Annotated in this window: 18 protein-coding genes; 10 read left to right on the top strand and 8 right to left on the bottom strand. The window is 61.5% G+C overall.

What is annotated here, in order from left to right; all coding sequences use genetic code 11:
• The first annotated feature begins 125 nt into the window (after positions 1-125).
• Genes ACZ51H_RS05105 through ACZ51H_RS05070 form a run of 8 tightly spaced genes read left to right on the top strand, consistent with a single transcriptional unit; the run spans position 126 to position 9,724 of the window.
• A complete protein-coding gene (locus ACZ51H_RS05105; protein ID WP_464802647.1) occupies positions 126-1,778 on the top strand; it encodes an electron transfer flavoprotein-ubiquinone oxidoreductase in 1,653 nt (550 codons plus the stop codon).
• Positions 1,779-1,794: 16 nt separating this feature from the next.
• Positions 1,795-3,426 carry a tetratricopeptide repeat protein gene (locus tag ACZ51H_RS05100; RefSeq protein WP_464802646.1) on the top strand — a complete coding sequence of 544 codons (1,632 nt, stop codon included), beginning with the start codon at positions 1,795-1,797 and terminating at the stop codon, positions 3,424-3,426.
• On the top strand, positions 3,413-4,282 hold the full coding sequence (locus ACZ51H_RS05095) for a 4-(cytidine 5'-diphospho)-2-C-methyl-D-erythritol kinase (protein WP_464802645.1): 870 nt from the start codon (positions 3,413-3,415) through the stop codon (positions 4,280-4,282). The genes ACZ51H_RS05100 and ACZ51H_RS05095 overlap by 14 nt, the downstream gene beginning before the upstream one ends.
• Entirely contained in the window at positions 4,279-4,995 is a 717-nt protein-coding gene (locus tag ACZ51H_RS05090; protein ID WP_464802644.1) for an N-formylglutamate amidohydrolase, read from the top strand. The genes ACZ51H_RS05095 and ACZ51H_RS05090 overlap by 4 nt, the downstream gene beginning before the upstream one ends.
• A gap of 44 nt (positions 4,996-5,039) precedes the next feature.
• Positions 5,040-6,761: a dihydroxy-acid dehydratase gene (gene ilvD / locus ACZ51H_RS05085; RefSeq protein ID WP_464802643.1), complete on the top strand. Its 1,722-nt coding sequence runs from the start codon at positions 5,040-5,042 to the stop codon at positions 6,759-6,761.
• Positions 6,742-7,125: a hypothetical protein gene (locus ACZ51H_RS05080; RefSeq protein ID WP_464802642.1), complete on the top strand. Its 384-nt coding sequence runs from the start codon at positions 6,742-6,744 to the stop codon at positions 7,123-7,125. The genes ilvD and ACZ51H_RS05080 overlap by 20 nt, the downstream gene beginning before the upstream one ends.
• Entirely contained in the window at positions 7,122-8,513 is a 1,392-nt protein-coding gene (locus ACZ51H_RS05075) for an NAD(P)H-hydrate dehydratase (protein ID WP_464802641.1), read from the top strand. The genes ACZ51H_RS05080 and ACZ51H_RS05075 overlap by 4 nt, the downstream gene beginning before the upstream one ends.
• Positions 8,510-9,724 carry a class I SAM-dependent RNA methyltransferase gene (locus ACZ51H_RS05070; RefSeq protein WP_464802640.1) on the top strand — a complete coding sequence of 405 codons (1,215 nt, stop codon included), beginning with the start codon at positions 8,510-8,512 and terminating at the stop codon, positions 9,722-9,724. Before ACZ51H_RS05075 ends, ACZ51H_RS05070 begins: the two co-directional genes overlap by 4 nt.
• 67 nt (positions 9,725-9,791) lie before the next feature.
• On the opposite strand, the gene ACZ51H_RS05065 is transcribed toward ACZ51H_RS05070, so the two are convergent.
• From ACZ51H_RS05065 to ACZ51H_RS05055, 3 genes are all read right to left on the bottom strand, one after another.
• Positions 9,792-10,982, bottom strand: coding sequence for a type III PLP-dependent enzyme (locus tag ACZ51H_RS05065; RefSeq protein WP_464802639.1), 1,191 nt, complete (start codon positions 10,980-10,982; stop codon positions 9,792-9,794).
• A 149-nt stretch (positions 10,983-11,131) separates the two neighbouring features.
• Complete coding sequence (locus ACZ51H_RS05060) at positions 11,132-12,304, bottom strand: carboxynorspermidine decarboxylase (RefSeq protein WP_464802638.1); 1,173 nt, start codon at positions 12,302-12,304, stop codon at positions 11,132-11,134.
• A 135-nt stretch (positions 12,305-12,439) separates the two neighbouring features.
• The gene (locus ACZ51H_RS05055) at positions 12,440-13,645 is read right to left on the bottom strand and encodes a saccharopine dehydrogenase family protein (RefSeq protein WP_464802637.1); all 1,206 of its coding nucleotides are present in this window, start codon (positions 13,643-13,645) and stop codon (positions 12,440-12,442) included.
• A 122-nt stretch (positions 13,646-13,767) separates the two neighbouring features.
• On the opposite strand from ACZ51H_RS05055, the gene ACZ51H_RS05050 reads away from it, so the two are divergent.
• Positions 13,768-14,166: a DUF1801 domain-containing protein gene (locus ACZ51H_RS05050; protein ID WP_464802636.1), complete on the top strand. Its 399-nt coding sequence runs from the start codon at positions 13,768-13,770 to the stop codon at positions 14,164-14,166.
• 54 nt (positions 14,167-14,220) lie between these two features.
• Here ACZ51H_RS05050 and ACZ51H_RS05045 read toward each other — a convergent pair whose 3' ends face one another.
• Positions 14,221-14,568 carry a GFA family protein gene (locus tag ACZ51H_RS05045; RefSeq protein ID WP_464802635.1) on the bottom strand — a complete coding sequence of 116 codons (348 nt, stop codon included), beginning with the start codon at positions 14,566-14,568 and terminating at the stop codon, positions 14,221-14,223.
• A 135-nt stretch (positions 14,569-14,703) separates the two neighbouring features.
• Between ACZ51H_RS05045 and ACZ51H_RS05040 the strand changes: the two genes are divergently transcribed.
• Positions 14,704-16,053, top strand: coding sequence for a hypothetical protein (locus tag ACZ51H_RS05040; protein WP_464802634.1), 1,350 nt, complete (start codon positions 14,704-14,706; stop codon positions 16,051-16,053).
• 4 nt (positions 16,054-16,057) lie between these two features.
• On the opposite strand, the gene ACZ51H_RS05035 is transcribed toward ACZ51H_RS05040, so the two are convergent.
• From ACZ51H_RS05035 to murI, 4 genes are all read right to left on the bottom strand, one after another.
• Positions 16,058-17,641: a cisplatin damage response ATP-dependent DNA ligase gene (locus ACZ51H_RS05035; RefSeq protein ID WP_464802633.1), complete on the bottom strand. Its 1,584-nt coding sequence runs from the start codon at positions 17,639-17,641 to the stop codon at positions 16,058-16,060.
• A 142-nt stretch (positions 17,642-17,783) separates the two neighbouring features.
• Positions 17,784-18,776 (bottom strand): ligase-associated DNA damage response exonuclease, encoded by a 993-nt coding sequence (locus ACZ51H_RS05030; protein ID WP_464802632.1) that lies wholly within the window; start codon positions 18,774-18,776, stop codon positions 17,784-17,786.
• 50 nt (positions 18,777-18,826) lie between these two features.
• A complete protein-coding gene (hemA, locus tag ACZ51H_RS05025) occupies positions 18,827-20,047 on the bottom strand; it encodes a 5-aminolevulinate synthase (RefSeq protein ID WP_449472429.1) in 1,221 nt (406 codons plus the stop codon).
• A gap of 154 nt (positions 20,048-20,201) precedes the next feature.
• Positions 20,202-21,005, bottom strand: coding sequence for a glutamate racemase (gene murI / locus ACZ51H_RS05020; protein WP_464802631.1), 804 nt, complete (start codon positions 21,003-21,005; stop codon positions 20,202-20,204).
• Positions 21,006-21,178 lie beyond the last annotated feature (173 nt).

The raw sequence follows: 21,178 nt of genomic DNA, 5'->3' as shown, positions 1-21,178 counted from the left end.
CTTCTAGGGCCAGAGGTTGACGCCGGGGTCAAGAATCTTCATCGGCAACCAGTGGTAAATCGTTTGAGTAATGCGGCGGCCGGACAGGAGAGGGAAACTATCCGGCCCGTCTCGATGGAGGGATTATGAGCGAACGGGAATCGATGCCCTATGACATCGTCATCGTCGGCGGGGGACCGGCGGGGCTGTCCGCGGCGATCAGGCTGAAGCAGCTGGCCAATGACGCCGGTCAGGAACTGGCGGTGTGCGTTCTGGAAAAAGGGTCCGAGATCGGCGCCCATATTCTGTCGGGCGCGGTGATCGATCCCAAGGCGCTGGATGAATTGCTGCCGGACTGGCGCGACATGGGCTGTTCGCTTGCCGAGGTTCCCGTGCGCGATAACCAGCACTGGTTCCTGACCAAGCGCGGCAAATTGCCCGTGCCCCACATCGCCACGCCGCGATGGATGCACAACAAGGGGACCTATACCGGGTCGCTGGGCAATCTGTGCCGCTGGCTTGCCGAGCAGGCTGAGGGCCTGGGTGTCGAAATATTCCCCGGCTTCGCCGCCGCCGAAATTCTCTACAATGAAGATGGTAGCGTAAAAGGCGTTGCCACCGGCGACATGGGCATCGACCGGGAAGGCAATCGCAAGGGCGATTATCAGCCGGGGCTGGAACTGCACGCCAAATATACCTTCTTCGCGGAAGGCGCGCGCGGCCACCTGACCAAGATCCTCAAGCGCCAGTTCGAACTAGACAAGGATTGTGAACCGCAGGTCTATGGCCTGGGCATGAAGGAATTGTGGGATATCGATCCCGCCAAGCACAAGCCGGGCCTGGTCATCCACACGCAGGCTTGGCCGCTGACCGACGCCTATGGCGGCGGCTTCCTTTATCATCAGGCCAATGGGCAGGTTGCGATCGGCTTCGTGGTTGGCCTCGGATACCGCAATCCTTACCTCTATCCCTTCGAGGAGTTCCAGCGCTGGAAACAGCATCCGGCGATCCGCCAGTATCTGGAGGGTGGCCGCCGCGTGTCCTATGGCGCGCGCGTGATCAATGAAGGTGGTTGGCAGTCGGTGCCGAAGCTGGTGTTCCCTGGCGGTGCGCTGATTGGTTGCTCGGCAGGCTTCGTCAATGTGCCGCGCATCAAGGGCACGCATACGGCGATGAAGTCCGGTATGCTGGCGGCCGAGGCGGCGTTTGAAGCGATTCAGAACGAACGCTCGCGCGATGTCCTGCACGACTATGATGATCGCCTGCGGTCGAGCTGGATCGCGGACGAATTGAAGCTGGTCAAGAATGCCGAGCCGCTGTTGGCCAAGTTTGGCAATACGATCGGCACGTTGCTGGCGGGCATCGATATGTGGATGCGCACGCTCAAGATCGGCCTGCCTTTCACGATGAAGCACAAGCCGGACAATGAAAAGATTTGGCCCAAGGAGATCGGGCACAAGATCGACTATCCCAAGCCCGATGGGGTGATCAGCTTTGATCGCCTGTCCTCTGTGTTCCTGTCGAACACCAATCATGAGGAAGACCAGCCGGTTCACCTCCAGTTGAAGGACCCGTCCATCCCCATCGCCTACAACCTCCCCCTGTATGACGAACCGGCGCAGCGCTATTGCCCGGCAGGGGTCTATGAGGTGGTTGGGCAGGAAGAGGGCAATCCCCGGTTCCAGATTAACGCCCAGAACTGTGTCCACTGCAAGACGTGTGACATCAAGGACCCGACGCAGAACATCAACTGGGTCGTGCCCGAAGGCGGCGGGGGGCCGAACTATCCCAACATGTAGGCGCCTGCTCTCTGCGATGTTACTGCCGATGCTGCTGGCTTCCCCTGCTGGCGCATCGGTGGATCGGTCGAGCGCGCTGCATGCTTATGCGCGGGGCAGGTTGGCCGACAGTGATGGAGCGGCGCGCATTGCGCTTAATAGCTATCGCGATGCGCTGGCCGGTGATTCGGACAGCGTGGAGGTGGCGAGGCGTTCCTATCTGCATGCTTTGATGAGCGGCGACATGGCTCTGGCCATGCGATCGGCAAGGCTGCTCGACGCCAAAGGCCTGATGCCGAGGGACGGGACGCTCCTGTTCCTTGGCGAAGCTTTGACCCGAAGGGATTGGAAGGCGGCCGGTCAGATCACGGATCGGGTCGCGGCTGAAGGCAATTTCGGGTTTCTGGCGCCGATAATCCGCAGCTGGATTGCGGTGGGTGAAGGCCGGGTTGCGCCGCCGGAGATCGACCCGGCGGATCGCTATGCCTCCCTCGCGCGGCGATACATTGATGAGCATATCGCGCTCCAGGCGCTTGGCCGTGGAGACATTGCGGATGCTGGCCTGGCGATCAATCGCGCGCTGGGTTTGCGCACGGTCGAACTCGCCGAAATGCGGCTGACCTTCGCGGCGCAGCTTGCGGCTCGGGGCGCAAGAACGGAGGCGATGGCTTTGCTTCCTGATGGGCGGGCCGACTATGCTCTGGCGCGGAAGGATATCGCGCGCAAACGCGGAGTCGGGGAAGCAGGGCGAGCGCTGACGCCAGCGCAGGGGTTCGCCCGGCTGCTTGTGCGTTTGGCTGCCGACATTTCATCTGATGAGAGTACGCGTATGCTGGCGATCAGGCTGGCTCGCATCGCCAGCTTCGCCAATCCCGGCGGCGCTGATGGCAGGCTGGCCCTGGCGCAATTGCTGACCGAGGCCGGGCGCGGGGACCAGGCTGTGTCTGAACTGAACCAGGTCGCGCCAGAAGGTTGGTTTGGATCGCTCAGGCAGGCGGCGATGGTCAATGCACTCGCGGCGTCTGATGACAGCACGGCAGCAATATCGCTCGCCCGCTCCCTGGCTAACGCATCGGGTGCGGATGTAGATCATATGGTGAAGCTGGGGCAGTTGCTGGCGCAAGCGAAGGATTTCACCGGGGCTGCTGACGCTTTCCGGATGGCCGAAGGGCGCTACGGCGCGGACAATGTGCCTTGGGCTCTGTTGCTGATGCAGGGCAGTGCGCTTGAGCAGGCGGGCCGATGGGACGAAGCCCGTGGAGCCCTGGAGCGCGCTGCGAAGATCGCGCCCAATGAGCCGGCGGTGCTGAACTATCTGGGCTACGCTCAGGTCGAGCGGCGGCAGAATGTTACGGCTGCGCTGGAACTTCTGAAGAAGGCGAGCGCCCTGAAACCAGACGACCCGTCCATAACCGATTCTCTTGGGTGGGCGCATTTCGTGACCGGAGATGTGGAAACGGCTGTGCCTGTGCTGGAGCGTGCGGCGGAAGGCGCTCCGGCTGATGTGACCATCAACGAGCATTTGGGCGATGCGCTATGGGCCGCCGGACGCCGTTATGAAGCGCGCTACGCCTGGCGGGCTGCGGCTCTCTTCGCGGAAGGAGAAGTGGCGGCGCGACTTCATGCGAAGGCGAAAACCGGGATGACGCCAGAATATGTCGCGCCCTGAAGCCGCAATGTTGGTGGAAACCGCCTTCGCAAAGGTGAATCTCGCCCTGCACGTGCGCGATCGGCGGCCTGATGGCTATCATGCGCTGGAAAGCCTGTTTGTCTTTGCGAAGGACGGAGACCTCCTCAGCGGAAGTCTAGGTCATGGACAGGAAATCAGCCTGACGCTGGATGGGCCGTTCGGTAAGGCATTGGGCTCCGGCATAGATAATCTTGTCATAAGAGCCGCCCGGGCGTTGCAGGGCCATTTGGGTGAAACGCGCGGCGCTGCGTTGAAGCTGACGAAAAACCTTCCGGTAGCATCGGGCATTGGCGGCGGCTCCGCCGATGCGGCGGCGACGTTGCGATTGCTGAACCGACTTTGGGACGCGCGAATCCCAGGCGCTGAACTGGAGCGCATCGGCCTGTCCCTGGGTTCGGACGTGCCAGCCTGCGTCAGCAGCGTTACGCAGATGGTCCGTGGTCGGGGCGAAGTGCTCGAGGCCCTGGATGTCCAAGGCTTAAAGGGCGCCGCGATGCTCCTGGTCAATCCAGGTGTCGGCGTCTCAACGGCCGATGTCTTCAGCCGATGGGACCGGCTGGATCGAGGCCCCCTGACTGCCGCTGTCCTTGACGACGTGATAGCAAAGGCGCGCAATGATCTGGAACCGGCGGCGATCGCTGTCGCGCCTGTCATTGCTGACGTGCTTTCACTGCTACGGGAGCAAGTGGGCGTCAGGCTGGCTCGGATGTCGGGGTCTGGCGCAACCTGCTTTGCGTTGTTCGATGATCCGGGCGGGCGAGCTGCGGCTGCGCGCGCAATATCAGCGATGCAACCCGGCTGGTGGGTAATGGAAACAGAGATCGGCGGAGCATGAGCGAGGCATTTACACAGGTGGAAGGCGGCCCCCTCGACCTGCTCATCATCGCGGATCATGCGTCGGCTCACGTGCCTGCCGACATCGATCTGGATATCGATCCTGCCCTGCTGAGCAACCACATCGCCATAGACATCGGAGCGGCCGAGGTCAGCCGGTTACTGGCGGAGCAGTTGGGATGCACCGCGATATTGGGCGGTGTTTCCAGGCTTGTGATCGACCTTAATCGTGAGGATGACGCGCCGGGCCTGCTGCCCGTGATGAGCGATGGTCATGTCATTCCGGGCAATCGCCATGCAGACCTTTCCGACCGGATGATCCGCTTTCATCATCCCTATCATCATCAGATCGGCGGACTGCTCGACGGAATGACGTCGCCTTTCATCCTCTCAGTGCACAGCTTCACCCCGCAACTGGCAAGTGACCCTAAAGCAGAACGGCCATGGGACATTGGCGTGCTTTACAATGAAGATGACCGTGCGGCCCGCATCGCCATTCCGATGCTGGAGGAGGCTGGCCTGATGGTCGGCGATCAGCTGCCCTATTCGGGGCGGCTGCTGAATGCGACAATGAACCGCCATGCCGAAGCTAATGGCATACCTTATCTCGGCATCGAGATGCGGCAGGATCTGGTAAGCGACGGCAACGGGCAAAGCCGCTTCGCCAGCATAATTGGCCCCATCGTGCTACAATGCCGCAATAGCCTTGCGTGACTCGTCCCTTTTTGGAAAGGAGGCGCGCAAGAAGGGTAGGTTTTATGTCTCATACATTCGAAAAGTCGAAACTCCCGAGCCGCCACGTCTCGGTTGGTCCGGAGCGCGCTCCGCATCGTAGCTATTATTATGCGATGGGCCTGACTGAAGAAGAGATTGGCCGTCCCTTCGTAGGCATTGCTTCGGCCGGCAATGACAGCGCGCCTTGCAACACGACGCTCGACATGCAGGCGGACTTCTGCCGTCAGGGCGTGAATGAGGCAGGCGGCATGCCGCGCCGGTTCAACACCATCACCGTCACCGACGGCATCGCGATGGGCCATCAGGGCATGAAGAGCTCGCTGGCGAGCCGCGAAGTCATCGCGGATTCGGTTGAGCTTTCGGTGCGCGGCCACTGCTATGACGCTCTCGTCACTTTTGCCGGATGCGACAAGTCGTTGCCGGGCATGATGATGGCGATGCTGCGCCTGAATGTGCCGTCGATCTTCGTTTATGGCGGGTCGATCCTGCCGGGCCGTTTTGAAAATCGCGACGTTACCGTTGTCGATGTGTTCGAGGTTGTCGGCAAATATGCGGCGGGCGCCTGTCCGCTGAAGGATGTGATCGCGCTAGAAAAGGTCGCTTGCCCGGGGCATGGTGCATGCGGCGGTCAATATACCGCGAACACCATGGCGTGCGTGGGTGAGGCGATCGGCCTCTCGCTGCCGAACAGCAACATGGCGCCCGCGCCATACAAGAGTCGTGAAGAGGTCGCCGTCGCAGCGGGCCGTCAAGTGATGGAACTACTGGCGAAGAACATACGTCCGCGTGATATCTGCACCCGTGAGGCCTTCGAGAATGCGGCCCGCATCGTCGCTGCGACGGGTGGCTCGACCAACGGAGCGCTGCATTTGCCCGCTATGGCGAACGAGTGCGGCATCGATTTCGACCTGTTCGACGTGGCGGAAATCTTCAAGTCGACGCCTTACATCGCTGACCTCAAGCCCGGCGGTAAATATGTCGCCAAGGATATGTACGATGCTGGCGGCATCTACATGCTGATGAAGACCTTGTTCGACAACGGCTTGCTACATGGCGATTGCATGACCGTCACCGGCAAGACGATCGCCGAGAATATCGAGGAAGTGACCTGGAATCCTGACCAGAAGGTCATTTATGACGTCAAGTCGCCGATCACGCCGACCGGCGGGGTCGTGGGCTTGAAGGGGTCGCTTGCTCCCAATGGCGCGATCGTGAAGGTGGCGGGCATGCACCGCCTCCAGTTCGAAGGGCCTGCTCGCGTTTTCGATTGTGAGGAAGACGCTTTTGCGGCGGTCGAAGCGCGCGACATCGCCGAAGGATCGGTTATCGTCATCCGTTACGAAGGTCCCAAGGGCGGTCCCGGCATGCGCGAGATGCTGTCGACCACTGCCGCGCTGTACGGCCAGGGCATGGGCGAGAAGGTGGCGTTGATCACCGACGGGCGCTTCTCCGGCGCGACGCGCGGCTTCTGCATTGGCCATGTGGGGCCGGAAGCTGCCGAGGGCGGTCCGATCGCGCTGGTCGAGAATGGCGACCTCATCGCTATCGACGCCGAAGCAGGCACGATCGACCTGAAGGTTTCCGAGTCCGTGCTGGCCGAGCGGCAAAAGAACTGGAAGCCTCGCCAGAATGATTATCAGTCAGGCGCGCTCTGGCGCTATGCACAGAATGTGGGACCGGCTTACAAGGGGGCAGTGACGCATCCCGGAGCGAAGACCGAAACCCATGTCTATGCGGATATCTGAACAGATCGCCGGGGCGGGGCTCCTGTGCCTCGCGCTGGCAGGCTGTGATCAGGGAGAGGGGGCGCAGAGCCCCTTTGCGAACTCTGTATCGGAAAAGAGGGCTCTTGCGGACTGCGCGATCGGTGCCGACGCCAAATGGGCGCGCATTTGCGCGGTCGAGCAGGACGGAGAGCTTCTAATTATCCGCCACCCGGATGGTGGGTTCCGCCGTTTTCATATTCTGGACGACAGGCGGGGTCTGGCATCGGCTGATGGTGCCGAGCCCGCGAAGATCGCCGTAATTAGCGACGCTGTTATCGAAGTAAGCGCGGGTGAGGATCATTATCGGCTGCCCGCGACTATACCTCCGGCGGCTGTGCCATGACGGGGACGGCTATCCTGACCGCCGCCCAGATGCGGCAAGCCGAACAGGCCGTGTTCGCGAGCGGTATCCCAGAATATGAACTCATGGAGCGCGCGGGGGCTGCGGCGGCAGAGGTAATCTGGCGCGCGGGCGGTCGGCGGGACCTTCTGGTGCTGTGCGGTCCAGGCAATAATGGCGGCGATGGCTTTGTCATTGCCCGTTTGCTGCGGGCGCGGGGTGTGCCCGTCCGTGTCGCCGCGTTGGGGGAAAGCCGCACGGATTCGAGCCGCCGTGCACGGGCAGCATGGAATGGGCCGATCGAGCCCCTCAATGACGCTGGTTCGGCAACCCAAATGGTCGATGCTCTATTCGGCACGGGGCTTTCGCGTGGGCTGGATACGGTTGTTGCCGAACGGTTGAACAGCCTCACGGAGCGAGCCGGTCTCAGCTACACCATCGATCTGCCGAGCGGGGTCGATACGAACAGTGGGGCACTGCTGTCCCCGGTGCCGCAATTCGACGTCTGCATTGCGCTGGGGGCGCTCAAGCCTGCTCATGTGCTGCATCCTGCGGCCGGTACGTTCAAGCGGCTGATTTGTGCGGACATTGGTGTGGGGGGTGACGGAGCCGTTCATAGGCTTGCTCCGCCTCGCCTGACAGCGCCGGGAGCAACGGATCATAAATATAGCCGGGGACTGGTCGCCATAGTGGGCGGCAGCATGGCGGGGGCAGGGCGACTTGCTGCCGAGGCTGCGGCGCGCTCTGGCGCAGGCATGGTTCGGCATCTGGTCATGGACGCAGCTTCTTCCACTGCGGACGCCATCGTGACGTTGCGGTCTGACGAGCCTGATCAGGTAAAGGCGCAACTTCAGGACGAGAGGTTTGCGGCGGTGCTGGTCGGGCCTGGCTTGGGCCATGATGAGCATGCGGCCGATCGTTTGAAGGCAGTGCTGCAATGCGGTCATCCACTGGTGCTCGACGCTGACGCGCTAACATTATTGGCAACGGGGCAGGTAGGGCCAGTTCCGCCTTCGTCGATCCTGACCCCACATGAGGGGGAGTTCGTGAGGCTGTTTGGCGATCTGTCCGGTAGCAAGATTGATCGTTCGGTTGAAGCAGCCCAGCGAACGGGGGCGATAGTGATCCTCAAAGGATCGGATAGCATCATCGCGGCACCCGATGGTCGCGTTGCTGTAGCAACCGGCGCGTCGTCCTGGCTATCGACCGCCGGGACGGGGGATGTTCTGGCGGGCCTGGCTGCCGGACGGCTGGCGGTTGGGGGTGACCCATTTCGCGCGGCAAGCGAAGCCGTGTGGCTTCATGGCGAGGCAGCGAGACGCGCAGGAGCGGCGTTTGTTGCGGATGATTTGATCACCCGGTTGCCAGCGGCTATCGCCTCCCGCCTGTGACCGACATCGACAATGATCTTGTAATTCGCATCGCTGCAAAGGGCGATGGTGTAACCGCCGACGGGAGGCACGTGCCGCTCGCAGCGCCTGGAGACAGGCTGGCGGCCGATGGCAGTCTTTCAACTGGTCCCCATCATGTTGAAGCGCCCTGTATTCATTTCTCCGCCTGTGGTGGATGCGAACTGCAGCATGTCGATGAACAAAGCCTCGCTGAGTTCGTCACGGGGCGCGTGACCGGCGCCTTGCTGGGGCAGGGCCTGACGGTTCCACCTGGATCATTGCTGCCGCCTCATTTGTCGCCGCCCAGGACACGGCGCCGAACGTCCTTACGGGCCGTTCGGGAGGGGCGGCGGATCGCCATCGGTTTTGCTGAATCGGGTAGTCACAAGCTGATCGATCTTGCGATGTGCGAGATATTGGAACCCCGGCTTTTTGCCCTGATCGAGCCGCTGAGAGCGTTGCTGCCCCTGATCCTGCCGGATAGGCGGGCCGCGCATGTTCGCATGACCCTCATCGATCAGGGCGTGGACCTGCTTCTGGAAAATGTTCAGGTTTCCGGCTTGGCGGCGGATGAGGCGTTGCGTGACTTTGCTGCTGTTCACAGCCTGGCGCGATTGACGATCGATGAAGGCGATGGCCCGCAAACGCGCTGGGAGCCTGAGCCGGGCACGATGACATTTGGTGGCGTTGCCGTAGCCTTCCCTCCCTTCGCCTTTCTTCAGGCCACGCCGGATGGGGAAGCGGCTTTGCTGGAGGTCGTGAGAGAAGCTCTACCCGCAAGCGGTGCGGTTGCTGACCTCTTTAGCGGGCTTGGTACATTCGCCCTCGGGGTCGGTAAGGAGCGTCCGGTTTACGCCGCCGAGGGCGCGCGCGATCTGGTGCTGTCGCTCAAACTGGCTGCCAATCGCGCTCAACGGCGCATGGTTGCCGACCATCGCGATCTGTTCAGGCGTCCGCTGCTTCCTGAAGAATTGAACAGGTTTGCAGCGGTTGTGATAGATCCGCCCCGGGCGGGCGCGCGGGAGCAGGTGATGCAGTTGGCGGCGTCAACAGTGCCGGTGATCGCCTATGTTTCGTGCAACCCGGCAAGCTTTGCCCGCGATGCGGCGCATCTTGTGGCAAGCGGATATGTTTTGGACAAGGTGAAGCCGGTCGGCCAGTTCCGATGGTCGACCCATGTCGAATTGGCGGCGGTCTTTCGCCGACCTTAAAGAAAATCCCTCGCCACATATTTGCGGCGAGGGACAGGCACCCTCTCCAAAGGGGAGCTTGAGCCTTTTAGCCCAGCTTGATGACAGTTGCGCGACGGCGTGCCGGAACCGGATCGGCGTAGAGGCTGGCCATAGGCTCGTCCTCCACCTCAATGACCGCTTCTGATGTGAAGCCGTTGAACCCGGTGCGCATCGCCGCACCATATGCGCCGAGCATGCCGATTTCGATATAGTCGCCCGCAGCCACATCGTCGGGCAGCATGAACGGACCCACCATGTGATCCATGTCGTCGCATGTCGGGCCGTAGAAGGAGAAGCCGTTTAGATCCGCCTCGCTCTCATCCTCGCGCAGCAGGGCGACTGGGAAACGCCAGCCGATATGTGCGGCGTCGAAAAGCGCGCCGTAGGCACCGTCGTTGATGTAGAGTTCGGTGCCGCGACGACGCTCTACCCGCACGATGATGGAGCTATATTCGGCCGAAAGCGCACGGCCGGGCTCGCACCACAGTTCGGCGGAATAGCTGATCGGCAGGCTCTCAAAGCCGCGATAGATAGCGTCGAAATAAGCTTCCAGCGCAGGCGGTTCCATGCCCGGATAAACGGACGGAAAGCCGCCACCTACGTCGATGATGTCGACCGTAACCGCCGCATCGACGATCGCCGCGCGGACGCGTTCGATCGCGTCGCTATAGGCTTGCGGGCTCATCGCCTGGCTACCCACATGGAAGCAGATGCCGAGCGCATCAGCAGCCTGACGGGTGGCCATCAGCAGTTCGCGGGTTTCGCCGAGTTCCGCGCCGAACTTGGACGCCAGGCTCAGTTCCGAATGTTCGGACGAGACGCGCAGGCGAACGCAGAGTTCAAGGTCCGTGGCGTCGTCGGTGGCACGCACAATCTTTCCCAGCTCATCGATCGTGTCGAGCGAGAAGGTGCGCACGCCATGGACGTGATAAGCCTCCGCAATGGCTTCTTCAGCCTTGACGGGGTGCATGAAGCACAGCTTCGCTTGCGGCAGCGTTTCCGCGACGAGGCGAACCTCGGCGATGGACGCAACGTCATAATGCGTGATTCCGCTGTCCCACAAAGTCCGGAGCAGGTCCGGCGAGGGATTAGCCTTTACAGCATAGAGCGAGCGCCCCGGAAACTTCTCAGCGAAGAATCGGGCGGCGCGGGCCGCAGCCTGCGGGCGGATCAGCGTTACCGGTGCTGCCGGTTTGAGGGCGGTCGCTACCCCCAGCGCGCTATGGTGCTTGTGCAACTCAAGGGACCTCCAGTGTAGTTCAGGGCATTAAAAGCTGCCTTGCGGTGGAAGTCCCATGGGGCAGCGGAACGGCGATATATGCGTAGGGGTCCCCCCTGTAAAGCGCATGCGTAAATTTTGTTGCGCGGGCGGGCATGAAGCGTGCGTCAAGAGAGACGGGACTTAAAATCCTCGTATGAAAACTGGCGGATTTGCTTGAGTTCGTCGGTTTGCGAGTTCCACAGCCAGATAGACGGGAGCGGTACACCGTTGAAGGTGTTGGTCTTTACCATCGAGTAGTGGGCTTGGTCGAGGAAGGCGATGCGCCGTCCCGGAGTCGCGCCGCCGGGGACCCGATAGTCGCCGATGATGTCGCCAGCCAGGCAGGAAGGGCCGCCGAGTCGCGTGGCGGGACCGTCCGCCTCTTCATGCAGCATGGCGGGGCGGTAGGGCGCCTCTATGACGTCAGGCATGTGACAGGTGGCCGAAATGTCGGTGATGGCAACGGGCATCCCATTGTCGATGACGTCCAGGATTTCGCCGATCAGGATTCCGGCATCAAGGGCCATTGCCTCGCCAGGTTCGATATACAGTTCAAGTCCGGTCTGCGCCTTGATCCGCTGGAGAAAGGCGATCAGATCGTCGATCTGATAGTCGGAGCGGGTGACATGATGGCCACCGCCGAAGTTCAGCCATTTGAGGCCATCGACATGCGGCATGACGCGCGATTCGATGGCTGCCCATGTGCGTTTGAGGGGCAGGAAATCCTGCTCGCAGAGATTGTGGACATGGAGGCCATCGACGCCTTCGAGATGCTCCGGACGCAGTTGGTCGATCGGAAAACCGAGGCGACTGTGGGGCTGCGAGGGGTCATATTTGGGGACTTCTCCCTCCGCGTGGAGGGGATTTATGCGTAAACCGATGCCGAAGTTCACACCGTTCATTCTGGCATCGTCGATGACGGGTTTGAGCCGCTCGATCTGGCCGGGGCTATTGAAGATGACGTGGTCGGAGATTTTGAGGATCGCCGCCAGATCGTCCGGCTTATAGGCGGCGCAGTAGGTCGCGACCTCGCCGCCATATTCTTCGCGGCCGAGGCGGGCTTCGTAGATACCGGACGCGCAGACGCCGTCGAGATATTCGGCGACTACGGGGCCGAGGGACCACATGGAGAAGGCCTTGAGCGCGCCCAGCACCTTGATGCCCGCGCGATCGCCTATGTCGCGCAGGATGGACAGGTTCCGGCGGATCGCGGCCTCATCCACCACAAAGGCGGGTGAGGGGACGCGGTGCAGGTCGAAATGCGCGAAGGCGGCGGGGTCGCCGGCTTTGGTTTCCATGAGTCTTTTTCCATTCCAGGCGTCCCCACCGTCACCCCGGGCTGGACCCGGGGTCCCGCTGCCTTGGCAACGGTGAGAAGAAGCGGGACCCCGGCTCAGGGCCGGGGTGACGTTATTCCTTTTCGTTTCGCCGCGTTAGAAATCCAGCGGCTTGCCCAATTCCTTCACCTGCCAGGGCAGGCCGTGCTTGTTCAGCATGTCCATGAAGGGGTCGGGATCGAACTGTTCGATGTTGAACACGCCCTCACCTTTCCATGCGCCGGTCAGCATCATAGCAGCGCCGATCATCGCGGGGACGCCGGTGGTGTAGCTGACCGCCTGATTGCCGGTTTCGGCATAGGCGTCCTCATGGTCGCAGATGTTGAGGACATAGAAGGTCTTTTGCTTGCCGTCCTTCAGGCCGGTGGCGATGTCGCCGATGTTGGTCTTGCCCTTGGTCGTGGAGCCGAGGCTCGACGGTTCGGGGAGAACGGCTTTCAGGAACTGGAGCGGGATGATTTCCTGCCCGTTGTAGGTCACCGGATCGATGCGGGTCATGCCGACATTCTGGAGGACTTCGAGATGCTTGAGATAGGCATCGCCGAAGGTCATCCAGAAGCGGATACGTTTGATTTCCGGGTAGAATTTGGCGAGTGATTCCAGTTCCTCATGATACATGAGGTACATATTCTTTTCGCCGACCTGATCGAAATTGAAGACCTGCTTGTGCTTGAGCGCCGGGCCTTCGACCCACTTGCCGCCTTCCCAATGACGTGAGGGGGCGGTCACTTCGCGGATGTTGATTTCCGGGTTGAAGTTGGTGGCGAAATGCTGGCCGTGGTCGCCGCCATTGCAGTCCAGAATGTCGAGCGTGTCGATCCGGTCGAGCAGATGCTTCTTGATATAGCTGGCGAAGACGCTGGTGACGCCGGGGTCGAAGCCCGAACCCAGCAGCGCCATGATACCCGCTTCTTTGAAACGATCCTGATAGGCCCACTGCCAGCCATATTCGAACTTGGGCGTGTCGCGCGGTTCGTAATTGGCGGTGTCGAGATAGTCGGTCTTGGTCGCGAGGCAGGCGTCCATGATCGCCAGGTCCTGATAGGGCAGGGCCAGATTGACGACGAGCTTGGGCTGGACCTTTTCGATCAGGGCGATGGTTTCCGCGACATTGTCGGCATCGACCTGCGCCACGTCGATGGTGACGCCGGTGCGCGCCTTCACCGATTCGGCTACCTTCTCGCAGCTGAGGATGCGGCGGCTGGCGAGTGTGATATGGCTGAAAATGTCAGAGTTCATCGCCATCTTGTGTACCGCGACAGACCCGACGCCGCCTGCGCCAATGACCAGAACCTTGCTCAATTCCACTGCTCCATGACTGCACCGCGCACGAGGCGCGAAAGCGCCCATATAGGGGCTGCGCGTGACAGCGCAAAGTCAGTCTGGCAGAAGCGGGAACCTTCATCGAGGGATGGGCCGAACGGATGAGCGATGAGCAGCAGGCTTCCGCACTAATCGATGCGCGGATTGCGGAACTTTGCGACTGGCGAGGCGGGACGCTGGCGCGGGTCCGAGGGCTGATCAGGGAGGCTGATCCGGCGGTTGTCGAGGAATGGAAATGGCGCGGCGTTCCAACCTGGAGCCATGCCGGGATCATCTGCACGGGCGAGACTTACAAGGCGGTGGTGAAGCTGACCTTTGCCAAGGGGGCTTCGCTGGATGACCCGGCGGGGCTGTTCAACGCGAGTCTTGAGGGCAATGTCAGGCGCGCGATCGATATCCGCGAGGGTGAGGATATCGATGCGGAGGCGTTCAAGGCGCTGGTGCTTGCGGCGGTTGCGCTGAATGAGGCGAAGCCGCCGCGGGGCAGGAAGAAGGCTTAGGCCGTCCCTTCATGCGCCTCCGCGCGAGCAGAAATGCGGTGCGCGCGGTCCGTCCTAGAAGCTGGCGCCATCGACCTTCTTGATCTTGAGCGCGTCGATATCGACCGAGGGCACGCAGCGCAGGTTGATGGCGCGGGTCGGGCCTTCGGGGGAATCGCCCTCAGCGAAGGACTGCGTGCCGCAGATATTGCAGAAGCGGTGCGTGATCTTGTGCTTGTAGAATTGATAGTCGGTCAGCTTGTCCTCGCCACTGTCTAGTGTGAACTGATCGGCGGGGACGAAGGTGAGGAGGAAGCCCTTGCGGCTGCAATGGGAGCAGTTGCAGGACATGGCTTCGGTCGGGGCGTCGGTGGTTACGGTGAAGGTGACTGCGCCGCAGTGGCAGCTTCCGGTGTAGGGCATTGGGGGCTCTCCTTTATGCTATCCAACAGCGAGAGCTTTGCGGCTCTCGGCTAACGCCCTGTTTAAAAAGACAACATTTGTCATTGCCGTCTGGCTCAGCTCCGATTAGCTCCGGAACTCATTCAGGGGGCAGGCATGAAGTCTAAATATCTCAAACATAGCCTTTTGGCTATTTCGATTATAGCAATGACATCTGGTTGCGGAGGCGGATCCGGCGAGGAATCTGCTCCTCCGGCACCATCAACGCCTGCCCCGACACCGACGCCCACAACCTTTTCGGTGGTAGCAGTCGGCCCACTTCTATCGACAGTGTTGATCGACGCTAATGGCAATGGTCAGTTTGGTGACGGCTCGGACGGCAACACTCCCACTTCAATGACCGGAACTTTCGGTACGGCCGTCACCGTCGCAAAGCCGTCCTGGATTAGTGGAACCATCCCGGCTTCTCCACTTTATCGTATGCAGGCCTTGGGTGTTGACTCAACTATGGGCTTTGCGTTTTCACGGTTGAGGGCACCAGTGGGGGCGTCGGTGATCTCTCCTCTCAGTACGGTGATTGACGCTCATGGAAATCAAGCAACCGTGCGAAATGCATTAGGCCTTTCGACTGGTCCTATGGCGCTGAGGAGTGAGACGAATTTGCTCACCTTTAATCCTGTTGAGGGTCGCAACAGCAGTAGTTCGATGGTGAGCGAAGATGCCGCGCGCATTACCACCATCAACGTGCAGATATTGGCGTTGGGCGTTCTCACCAAGGATACGAACGGCGATTCGATAGATGCAAGCGTTTCCGTGCAGGAAGTAGCGAACTATCTGGCCCAGATTATAAATGAAAATGGGGACGCTCGCTTGACGGAAAAATCCGTCATCCTGGCGGCTTTGAATAAAAGTCGCAATGCGGTGTCTTCACCTCCAGGACGCCTGGAGGCTGCGGCGGACTTGCTTCAAAAATATTTTTCCGCAATGCCGGAAAGGCTTAGTGATGATACATCCATCAAAGCATGGGCATACGCCTATCGATTTTATGTTCTTCCGGAAATCGCCATTCTACTAGCGCAATGGCCCAACCCGGCGACCGCGCGGATCAGTTCGATCACAGAAGTAGACATTCAAACGGCAGTGCAAACATTCGCTTCAGCATCAGTCCCTGCTATGACCGACTATGTAGGTATAACGGATTATAGAGAGCTGAACCCATTTAGCGTCGTGCCCTACTCATATACTGCACCAAATGACTGTAGTTCGATGCGGGCGCTCTTCTGCAATGACTATGTTCTGTTTTCAGGCATGCCATCAGGAGTAATAACGTCTGTCATCAATGACAATCCTAGCGAAATAGCTGTGTCATTGTCAGCGCAGGGTGTCGTAACAGTCTCGCGAGTTGGCAGTTTTATCGGTCTTAGCTCTTTTACCTATACCGGTCGTTCGCCAGAGGGGTTCGCTTCCAGAGGACAAGTATATGTTCGGGTGAGGGACACATACTGACGGATTAACTTACCAGTCTTCTCAAACCTTCGACCGTATCCGCTTCCGCCGCAGGCTTGTCTCGTCTGATCCGGGCAATCCTCGGGAAGCGCATCGCCAAGCCGGACTTATGTCGCTTGCTGTCGTGGATGCTGTCGAAGGCGACTTCCAGCACCAGTGACTTTTCCACTTCGCGCACGGGGCCGAAGCGGTTGACTGTGTTGGTGCGCACGAAGCGGTCCAGCCACTTCAGTTCCTCGTCGGTGAAGCCGCTATAGGCTTTGCCGACGGGGAGCAGTTCGCCTTCTTCCGTCCAGCAGCCGAAGGTGTAGTCCGAATAGAAGGACGAGCGTTTGCCGTGGCCGCGCTGGGCGTACATCATGACGCAGTCGGCGGTCAGGGGGTCCCGTTTCCATTTATACCAGAGCGCGGCCTTGCGTCCGGCGACATAGGGGCTGTCGCGGCGCTTGAGCATCACCCCTTCGATGGCGGCGTCGCGGGCGCCTGCGCGGATGTCGGCAAGGCTTTCGAAGTCGGGGGCGGTGATGAGGGCGGAGATGTCGAAGCGGTCGGGGTTGAGGGTCGGGACGATGGCTTCGAGGCGCGGGCGGCGTTGCTCCCAGGGAAGGGGACGGAGGTCTTCGTCGGCGTGGAGGAGGATGTCGTAAAGGCGGACGAAGGCGGGGTAGTCGGCCATCATCTTGGCGGTCACCGCCTTGCGGCCCAGGCGTTGCTGGAGGGCGTTGAAGCTGGCTGCCTCGCCTCCCTGAAATTCGCCTTTGACGAGGAGTTCGCCGTCGAGGACTGCGTGGGCGGTGAAGGCTTGCGCGATCTCGGGGAAGCTGCCGGTGATGTCGTCTCCGGCGCGGCTGTAGAGGCGGGTCTGCTCGCCCGTGCCGACGATCTGGATGCGGATGCCGTCCCATTTCCACTCGGCGGCATAGTGGGTCAGGTCCACGCTGTCGGCTTCAAGTGGGTGGGCGAGCATGAAGGGGCGGAAGAAGGGTGTGCCTGCCGGGTCGGGGCGGCCGGACCTGCCCTCGGCCCAGTCGAACAGGGCTGTGTAGGGTGGGGAGAGGGCGTGCCAGCATTCCTCCACGTCATCGACGTCGAGGTTGAAGGCTTGCGCGAAGCCGGTCTTGGCGAGGCGGGCTGAGATGCCGACGCGCAGGCCTCCGGTGGCGAGTTTCAGGAGGGCGAAGCGGCCGGAGGCGTCCAGGTGATCCATCATCTGCGCCAGCGTGTCGGGGGCGGCGGCGCGGCTGACGTTGTGGAGGCGGTCGATTATGGCGGAGAGGGTGAGGGTGGCGTCGTCTATTTCCTGTGGCTGGTCTTCGGGTTTGGGCCAGAGGAGGGCTACGGTTTCGGCGAGGTCTCCGACATAGTCGCGGCTCATTTCATAGAGGACCGGGTCGGTGCGGGCGCGGATCATTTCGCCGATGGCTGAGGCTTTGACGGCCTTTATGTCGAGATTGCCGGTGAGGGCGGCTAGCGCCCAGCCGCGATCGGGGTCCGGTGCTTCGCGCATGTAGCGGGCGATGAGGTCCAGCTTGCCGTTGCGGGAGCGGGTGTAGACGAGGCCGTCGAGGAGTTGGGAGAATTGCCTCATGGAATGAAAGCTCTCGTCCGTTCGGGCTGTCCGAATGAGCCGCTTGTCTCGTTCGAATGTCGAAGCCCTTTACTTCCTGTCAGGAAAGAAAAGCCCTTCGACAGGCTCAGGGCGAACGGGGATAGAGGGCGTTTGGTGATCATCAACCCTCATCCTCATCTTCGCGGCCGACCAGTTCGAGGGCGCGGGCGCGCATCTGGTGGGTCATGCACCAGTGGAGCAGAGCTTCTTCGCGGCCGTGAGTGATCCAGGTTTCGGTGGGGGCGACTTCGCGGATGGTGCTGGTCAATTCGTCCCAGTCGGCATGGTCGGATATGACGAGAGGGAACTCGACATTCTTCTGCCGGGCGCGCTGGCGGACGCGCATCCAACCTGACGCCATGGCGGTGATGGGATCGGGCAGGCGGCGGCTCCAGCGGTCGTTGAGGGCGGAAGGGGGCGAGACGATGAGGTGGCCTCGCATCTCCTTTGCCGGGATGCCCGTCGCGGGGCGGAGTTCGCCAAGGTCGATGCCGAAATCCTGATAGAGCGCGCACATGCGCTCCATCGCGCCGTGGATGTAGATGGGGTCATGATGGCCGCGCGCGCGGACTTCGCAGATCAGGCGTTGGGCTTTGCCAAGTGCATAGGCGCCGACGAGGACGCAGCGGTCGGGATGGGCGTGGAGGGCGGCGAGCAGGCGGTCGACTTCGCTGCCTGTGTCAGGGTGGCGGAAGACGGGGAGGCCGAAGGTCGCTTCGGTTACGAAGATGTCGCAGGGGACTGGTTCGAACGGTTTGCAGGTGGGGTCGGGGCGGCGTTTGTAATCCCCGGTGACGACCACCCTCTCCCCCGCATGTTCAAGCAGGATTTGCGCCGAGCCGAGTACGTGGCCTGCGGGAATGTAGGAGATGTCCACCCCGCCCATGCGAATCTGCTCGCCGTAGCCGACGGGCGTCCCGCTCGCCGTGCCGTAGCGCAGCGCCATGATGGCGAGGGTTTCTTGCGTCGCCCAGACATGGCCGTGGCCGCCGCGCGCGTGATCAGCATGACCGTGGGTGACGAGCGCGCGTTCGGCTGGCTGGGATGGATCGATCCAGGCGTCAGCGGGGCGGACGTATATTCCGGTGGGGTGCGGTTCGATCCAATGGGGCATATCCATCCAAGAAGATGGGAAATGCCCCTATTGTTCCGCAAGAGGTCCGGTTAGGCGGCCTTCTTGAGTTCCAGCTCCAGCCGATCCCAGATTTCGACGAGCGCCTGAACCAGGTCCTGCATCATTTCCACCGTATGCGCGGGGCCGGGCGTGAAGCGCAGCCGCTCGGTGCCGCGCGGGACGGTGGGGTAGTTGATGGGCTGAACATAGGCGCCATATTCGGCGAGCAGGATGTCGCTGATCCGCTTGGCCTTGACTGGGTCGCCGACCATCAGCGGGACGATGTGGGTGACGGACGGCATGACCGGCAAGCCCGATTCCGCCATCAAGCGTTTGAGCGTAGCAGCGGCGACCTGCTGGCCTTCGCGCTCTTCGTTCGACTGCTTGAGGTGGCGGACGCTCGCGAGGACGCCCGCGACAAGGACGGGCGAGAGCGAGGTGGTGAAGATGAAGCCCGGTGCGTAGCTGCGGATCACATCGACGATCATCTGATCGGCCGTGATATAGCCGCCCATGACGCCGAAAGCCTTGCCCAGCGTGCCTTCGATGATCGTCAGGCGATGCGCGACATCGTCACGTTCGGAAATGCCGCCGCCACGCGCGCCATACATGCCGACCGCATGGACTTCGTCCAGATAGGTGAGCGCGTTGAACTCGTCGGCTAGGTCGCAGATTTCGGCGATGGGGGCGACGTCGCCATCCATCGAATAGACGCTTTCAAAGGCGATCAGCTTGGGAGCGTCGGGATCTTCTGCGGCGAGCAGCTCGCGCAAATGATCGACGTCATTGTGGCGGAAGACGCGCTTTTCACAGCCGGAATTGCGGATGCCCGCGATCATGGAAGCGTGGTTCAGCTCGTCGGAAAACACGATGCAACCGGGCAGCAGCTTGGCGAGAGTGGAGAGCGCCGCTTCGTTCGACACATAGCCGGACGTGAAGAGCAGAGCCGCTTCCTTGCCATGCAGATCGGCCAGTTCAGCCTCCAGATCGACATGATAATGGGTGTTGCCGCCGATGTTGCGGGTGCCGCCGGAGCCTGCGCCGACATCGTGCAGCGCCTCTTCCATCGCGGCGACGACCTTGGGGTGTTGCCCCATGGCGAGATAGTCGTTGGAGCACCAGACGGTGATGGGTTTCGGGCCATTATGGCCGTGGAAGCAGCGGGCGTTAGGGAAGGCACCCTTGTTCCGCAGAATATCGATGAACACGCGGTAGCGGCCTTCGCTGTGAAGCCGGTCGATCGCCTGCGCGAAGATATGCTTGTAGTTCACGTAACGCCCTAGTCCCTTAGTGGCCCGCATTCCCCTCTTGCGGGCGTTTACCTGCTGCCGCGCGTCATTACCAGCGATAACCGTTCGCAGCGTTAGGGAGAAATACCTATCACGATGATAGAGGAAATTGGGAGTGGACCAAAGGTCTCACCCCTCAAAGCGCTTCCATCTGGGTAAGGCCGAAGTCAGCCAGCGCCGGGGCGAGCGTCGCGACGCTATTGTCGAGGCGCGTGAACACGGCTTTTCCGGACGGGAGGGAGGCTGGCCAATCCTGTCCTTGTGTCAGGTAGGCGATGCGGCGCGCGATGCCCTCCCCGCCGTGGACGAAGGTGAGGGGCCTGGGTGCGGCGGCCGCGAGTTCCGCCTCCACCAGCGGAAAGTGCGTGCAGGCGAGTACGACCGTGTCCATAAGGTCGCCGCCGGGCTGATCGAGAAGGCCAGCGAGAGCGTCGCGGGCGATAGCAGGGTTTAAAGGCTCGCCGCGCAGCTTGGCTTCGGCCAGCTGGACAAGGGCGGCAGAACCGTGACGCAGGACGGTGCAGTCTGCTCCGAACTCGGCGGTGAGGCGATCGACATAAGGCTGGCGCACGGTGGCGTCGGTGCCTAGCACGCCGAATACGCGACTTTTGGAAAGAAGCGCGGCTGGTTTGATCGCGGGGACGGTGCCGACGACGGGGATGTCCAGCGCGGCGCGGACAGCGGACAGCGCGATGGTCGAGGCGGTGTTGCAGGCGATCACGGCAAGGCGGGGGCGGAAGCGTTCGACCAAGCGGCCGAGCAGCGCGGGCACGCGGGCGGCGATCTCCGCCTCGCCCTTCGTTCCATAAGGGAAGCCTGCGCTGTCGGCGGCATAGACGATAGGGGCGTTGGGCAACGCTGCGCGTGCTGGCGCGAGGATGGAGAGCCCTCCAACGCCGGAATCGAAGAAGAGCAGGGGGGCTGATGGGGCGACCTTCATTATGGCGCACATGTCGCGGGTGAGGATGAGGCTGTCAATATTGGGGTTTCCTGATCCTCCCTGCGCCGAAGGCGTGGGGAGGGGGACCGGCCGAAGGCTGGTGGAGGGGAAAAAGGCGCGACCTTTGCATTTCCCCTCCACCGCCCGCTTCGCGATCGGTCCCCCTCCCCATG

The sequence above is a fragment of the Sphingobium sp. TomMM15 genome (assembly GCF_055397045.1).
This window is presented reverse-complemented; position numbering and strand designations above follow the sequence as displayed.

What these genes read in the sequence shown, in the direction of transcription:
- ACZ51H_RS05050 (WP_464802636.1), top strand. Translation starts at nt 13,768, where the DNA reads ATGAGCGATGAGCAGCAGGCTTCCGCACTAATCGATGCGCGGATTGCG.
- ACZ51H_RS05100 (WP_464802646.1), top strand. Translation starts at nt 1,795, where the DNA reads ATGTTACTGCCGATGCTGCTGGCTTCCCCTGCTGGCGCATCGGTGGAT.
- ilvD (WP_464802643.1), top strand. Translation starts at nt 5,040, where the DNA reads ATGTCTCATACATTCGAAAAGTCGAAACTCCCGAGCCGCCACGTCTCG.
- ACZ51H_RS05060 (WP_464802638.1), bottom strand. Translation starts at nt 12,304, where the DNA reads ATGGAAACCAAAGCCGGCGACCCCGCCGCCTTCGCGCATTTCGACCTG.
- ACZ51H_RS05035 (WP_464802633.1), bottom strand. Translation starts at nt 17,641, where the DNA reads ATGAGGCAATTCTCCCAACTCCTCGACGGCCTCGTCTACACCCGCTCC.
- ACZ51H_RS05045 (WP_464802635.1), bottom strand. Translation starts at nt 14,568, where the DNA reads ATGCCCTACACCGGAAGCTGCCACTGCGGCGCAGTCACCTTCACCGTA.
- ACZ51H_RS05075 (WP_464802641.1), top strand. Translation starts at nt 7,122, where the DNA reads ATGACGGGGACGGCTATCCTGACCGCCGCCCAGATGCGGCAAGCCGAA.
- ACZ51H_RS05080 (WP_464802642.1), top strand. Translation starts at nt 6,742, where the DNA reads ATGTCTATGCGGATATCTGAACAGATCGCCGGGGCGGGGCTCCTGTGC.
- ACZ51H_RS05040 (WP_464802634.1), top strand. Translation starts at nt 14,704, where the DNA reads ATGAAGTCTAAATATCTCAAACATAGCCTTTTGGCTATTTCGATTATA.
- ACZ51H_RS05030 (WP_464802632.1), bottom strand. Translation starts at nt 18,776, where the DNA reads ATGCCCCATTGGATCGAACCGCACCCCACCGGAATATACGTCCGCCCC.
- ACZ51H_RS05105 (WP_464802647.1), top strand. Translation starts at nt 126, where the DNA reads ATGAGCGAACGGGAATCGATGCCCTATGACATCGTCATCGTCGGCGGG.
- ACZ51H_RS05090 (WP_464802644.1), top strand. Translation starts at nt 4,279, where the DNA reads ATGAGCGAGGCATTTACACAGGTGGAAGGCGGCCCCCTCGACCTGCTC.
- murI (WP_464802631.1), bottom strand. Translation starts at nt 21,005, where the DNA reads ATGAAGGTCGCCCCATCAGCCCCCCTGCTCTTCTTCGATTCCGGCGTT.
- ACZ51H_RS05095 (WP_464802645.1), top strand. Translation starts at nt 3,413, where the DNA reads ATGTCGCGCCCTGAAGCCGCAATGTTGGTGGAAACCGCCTTCGCAAAG.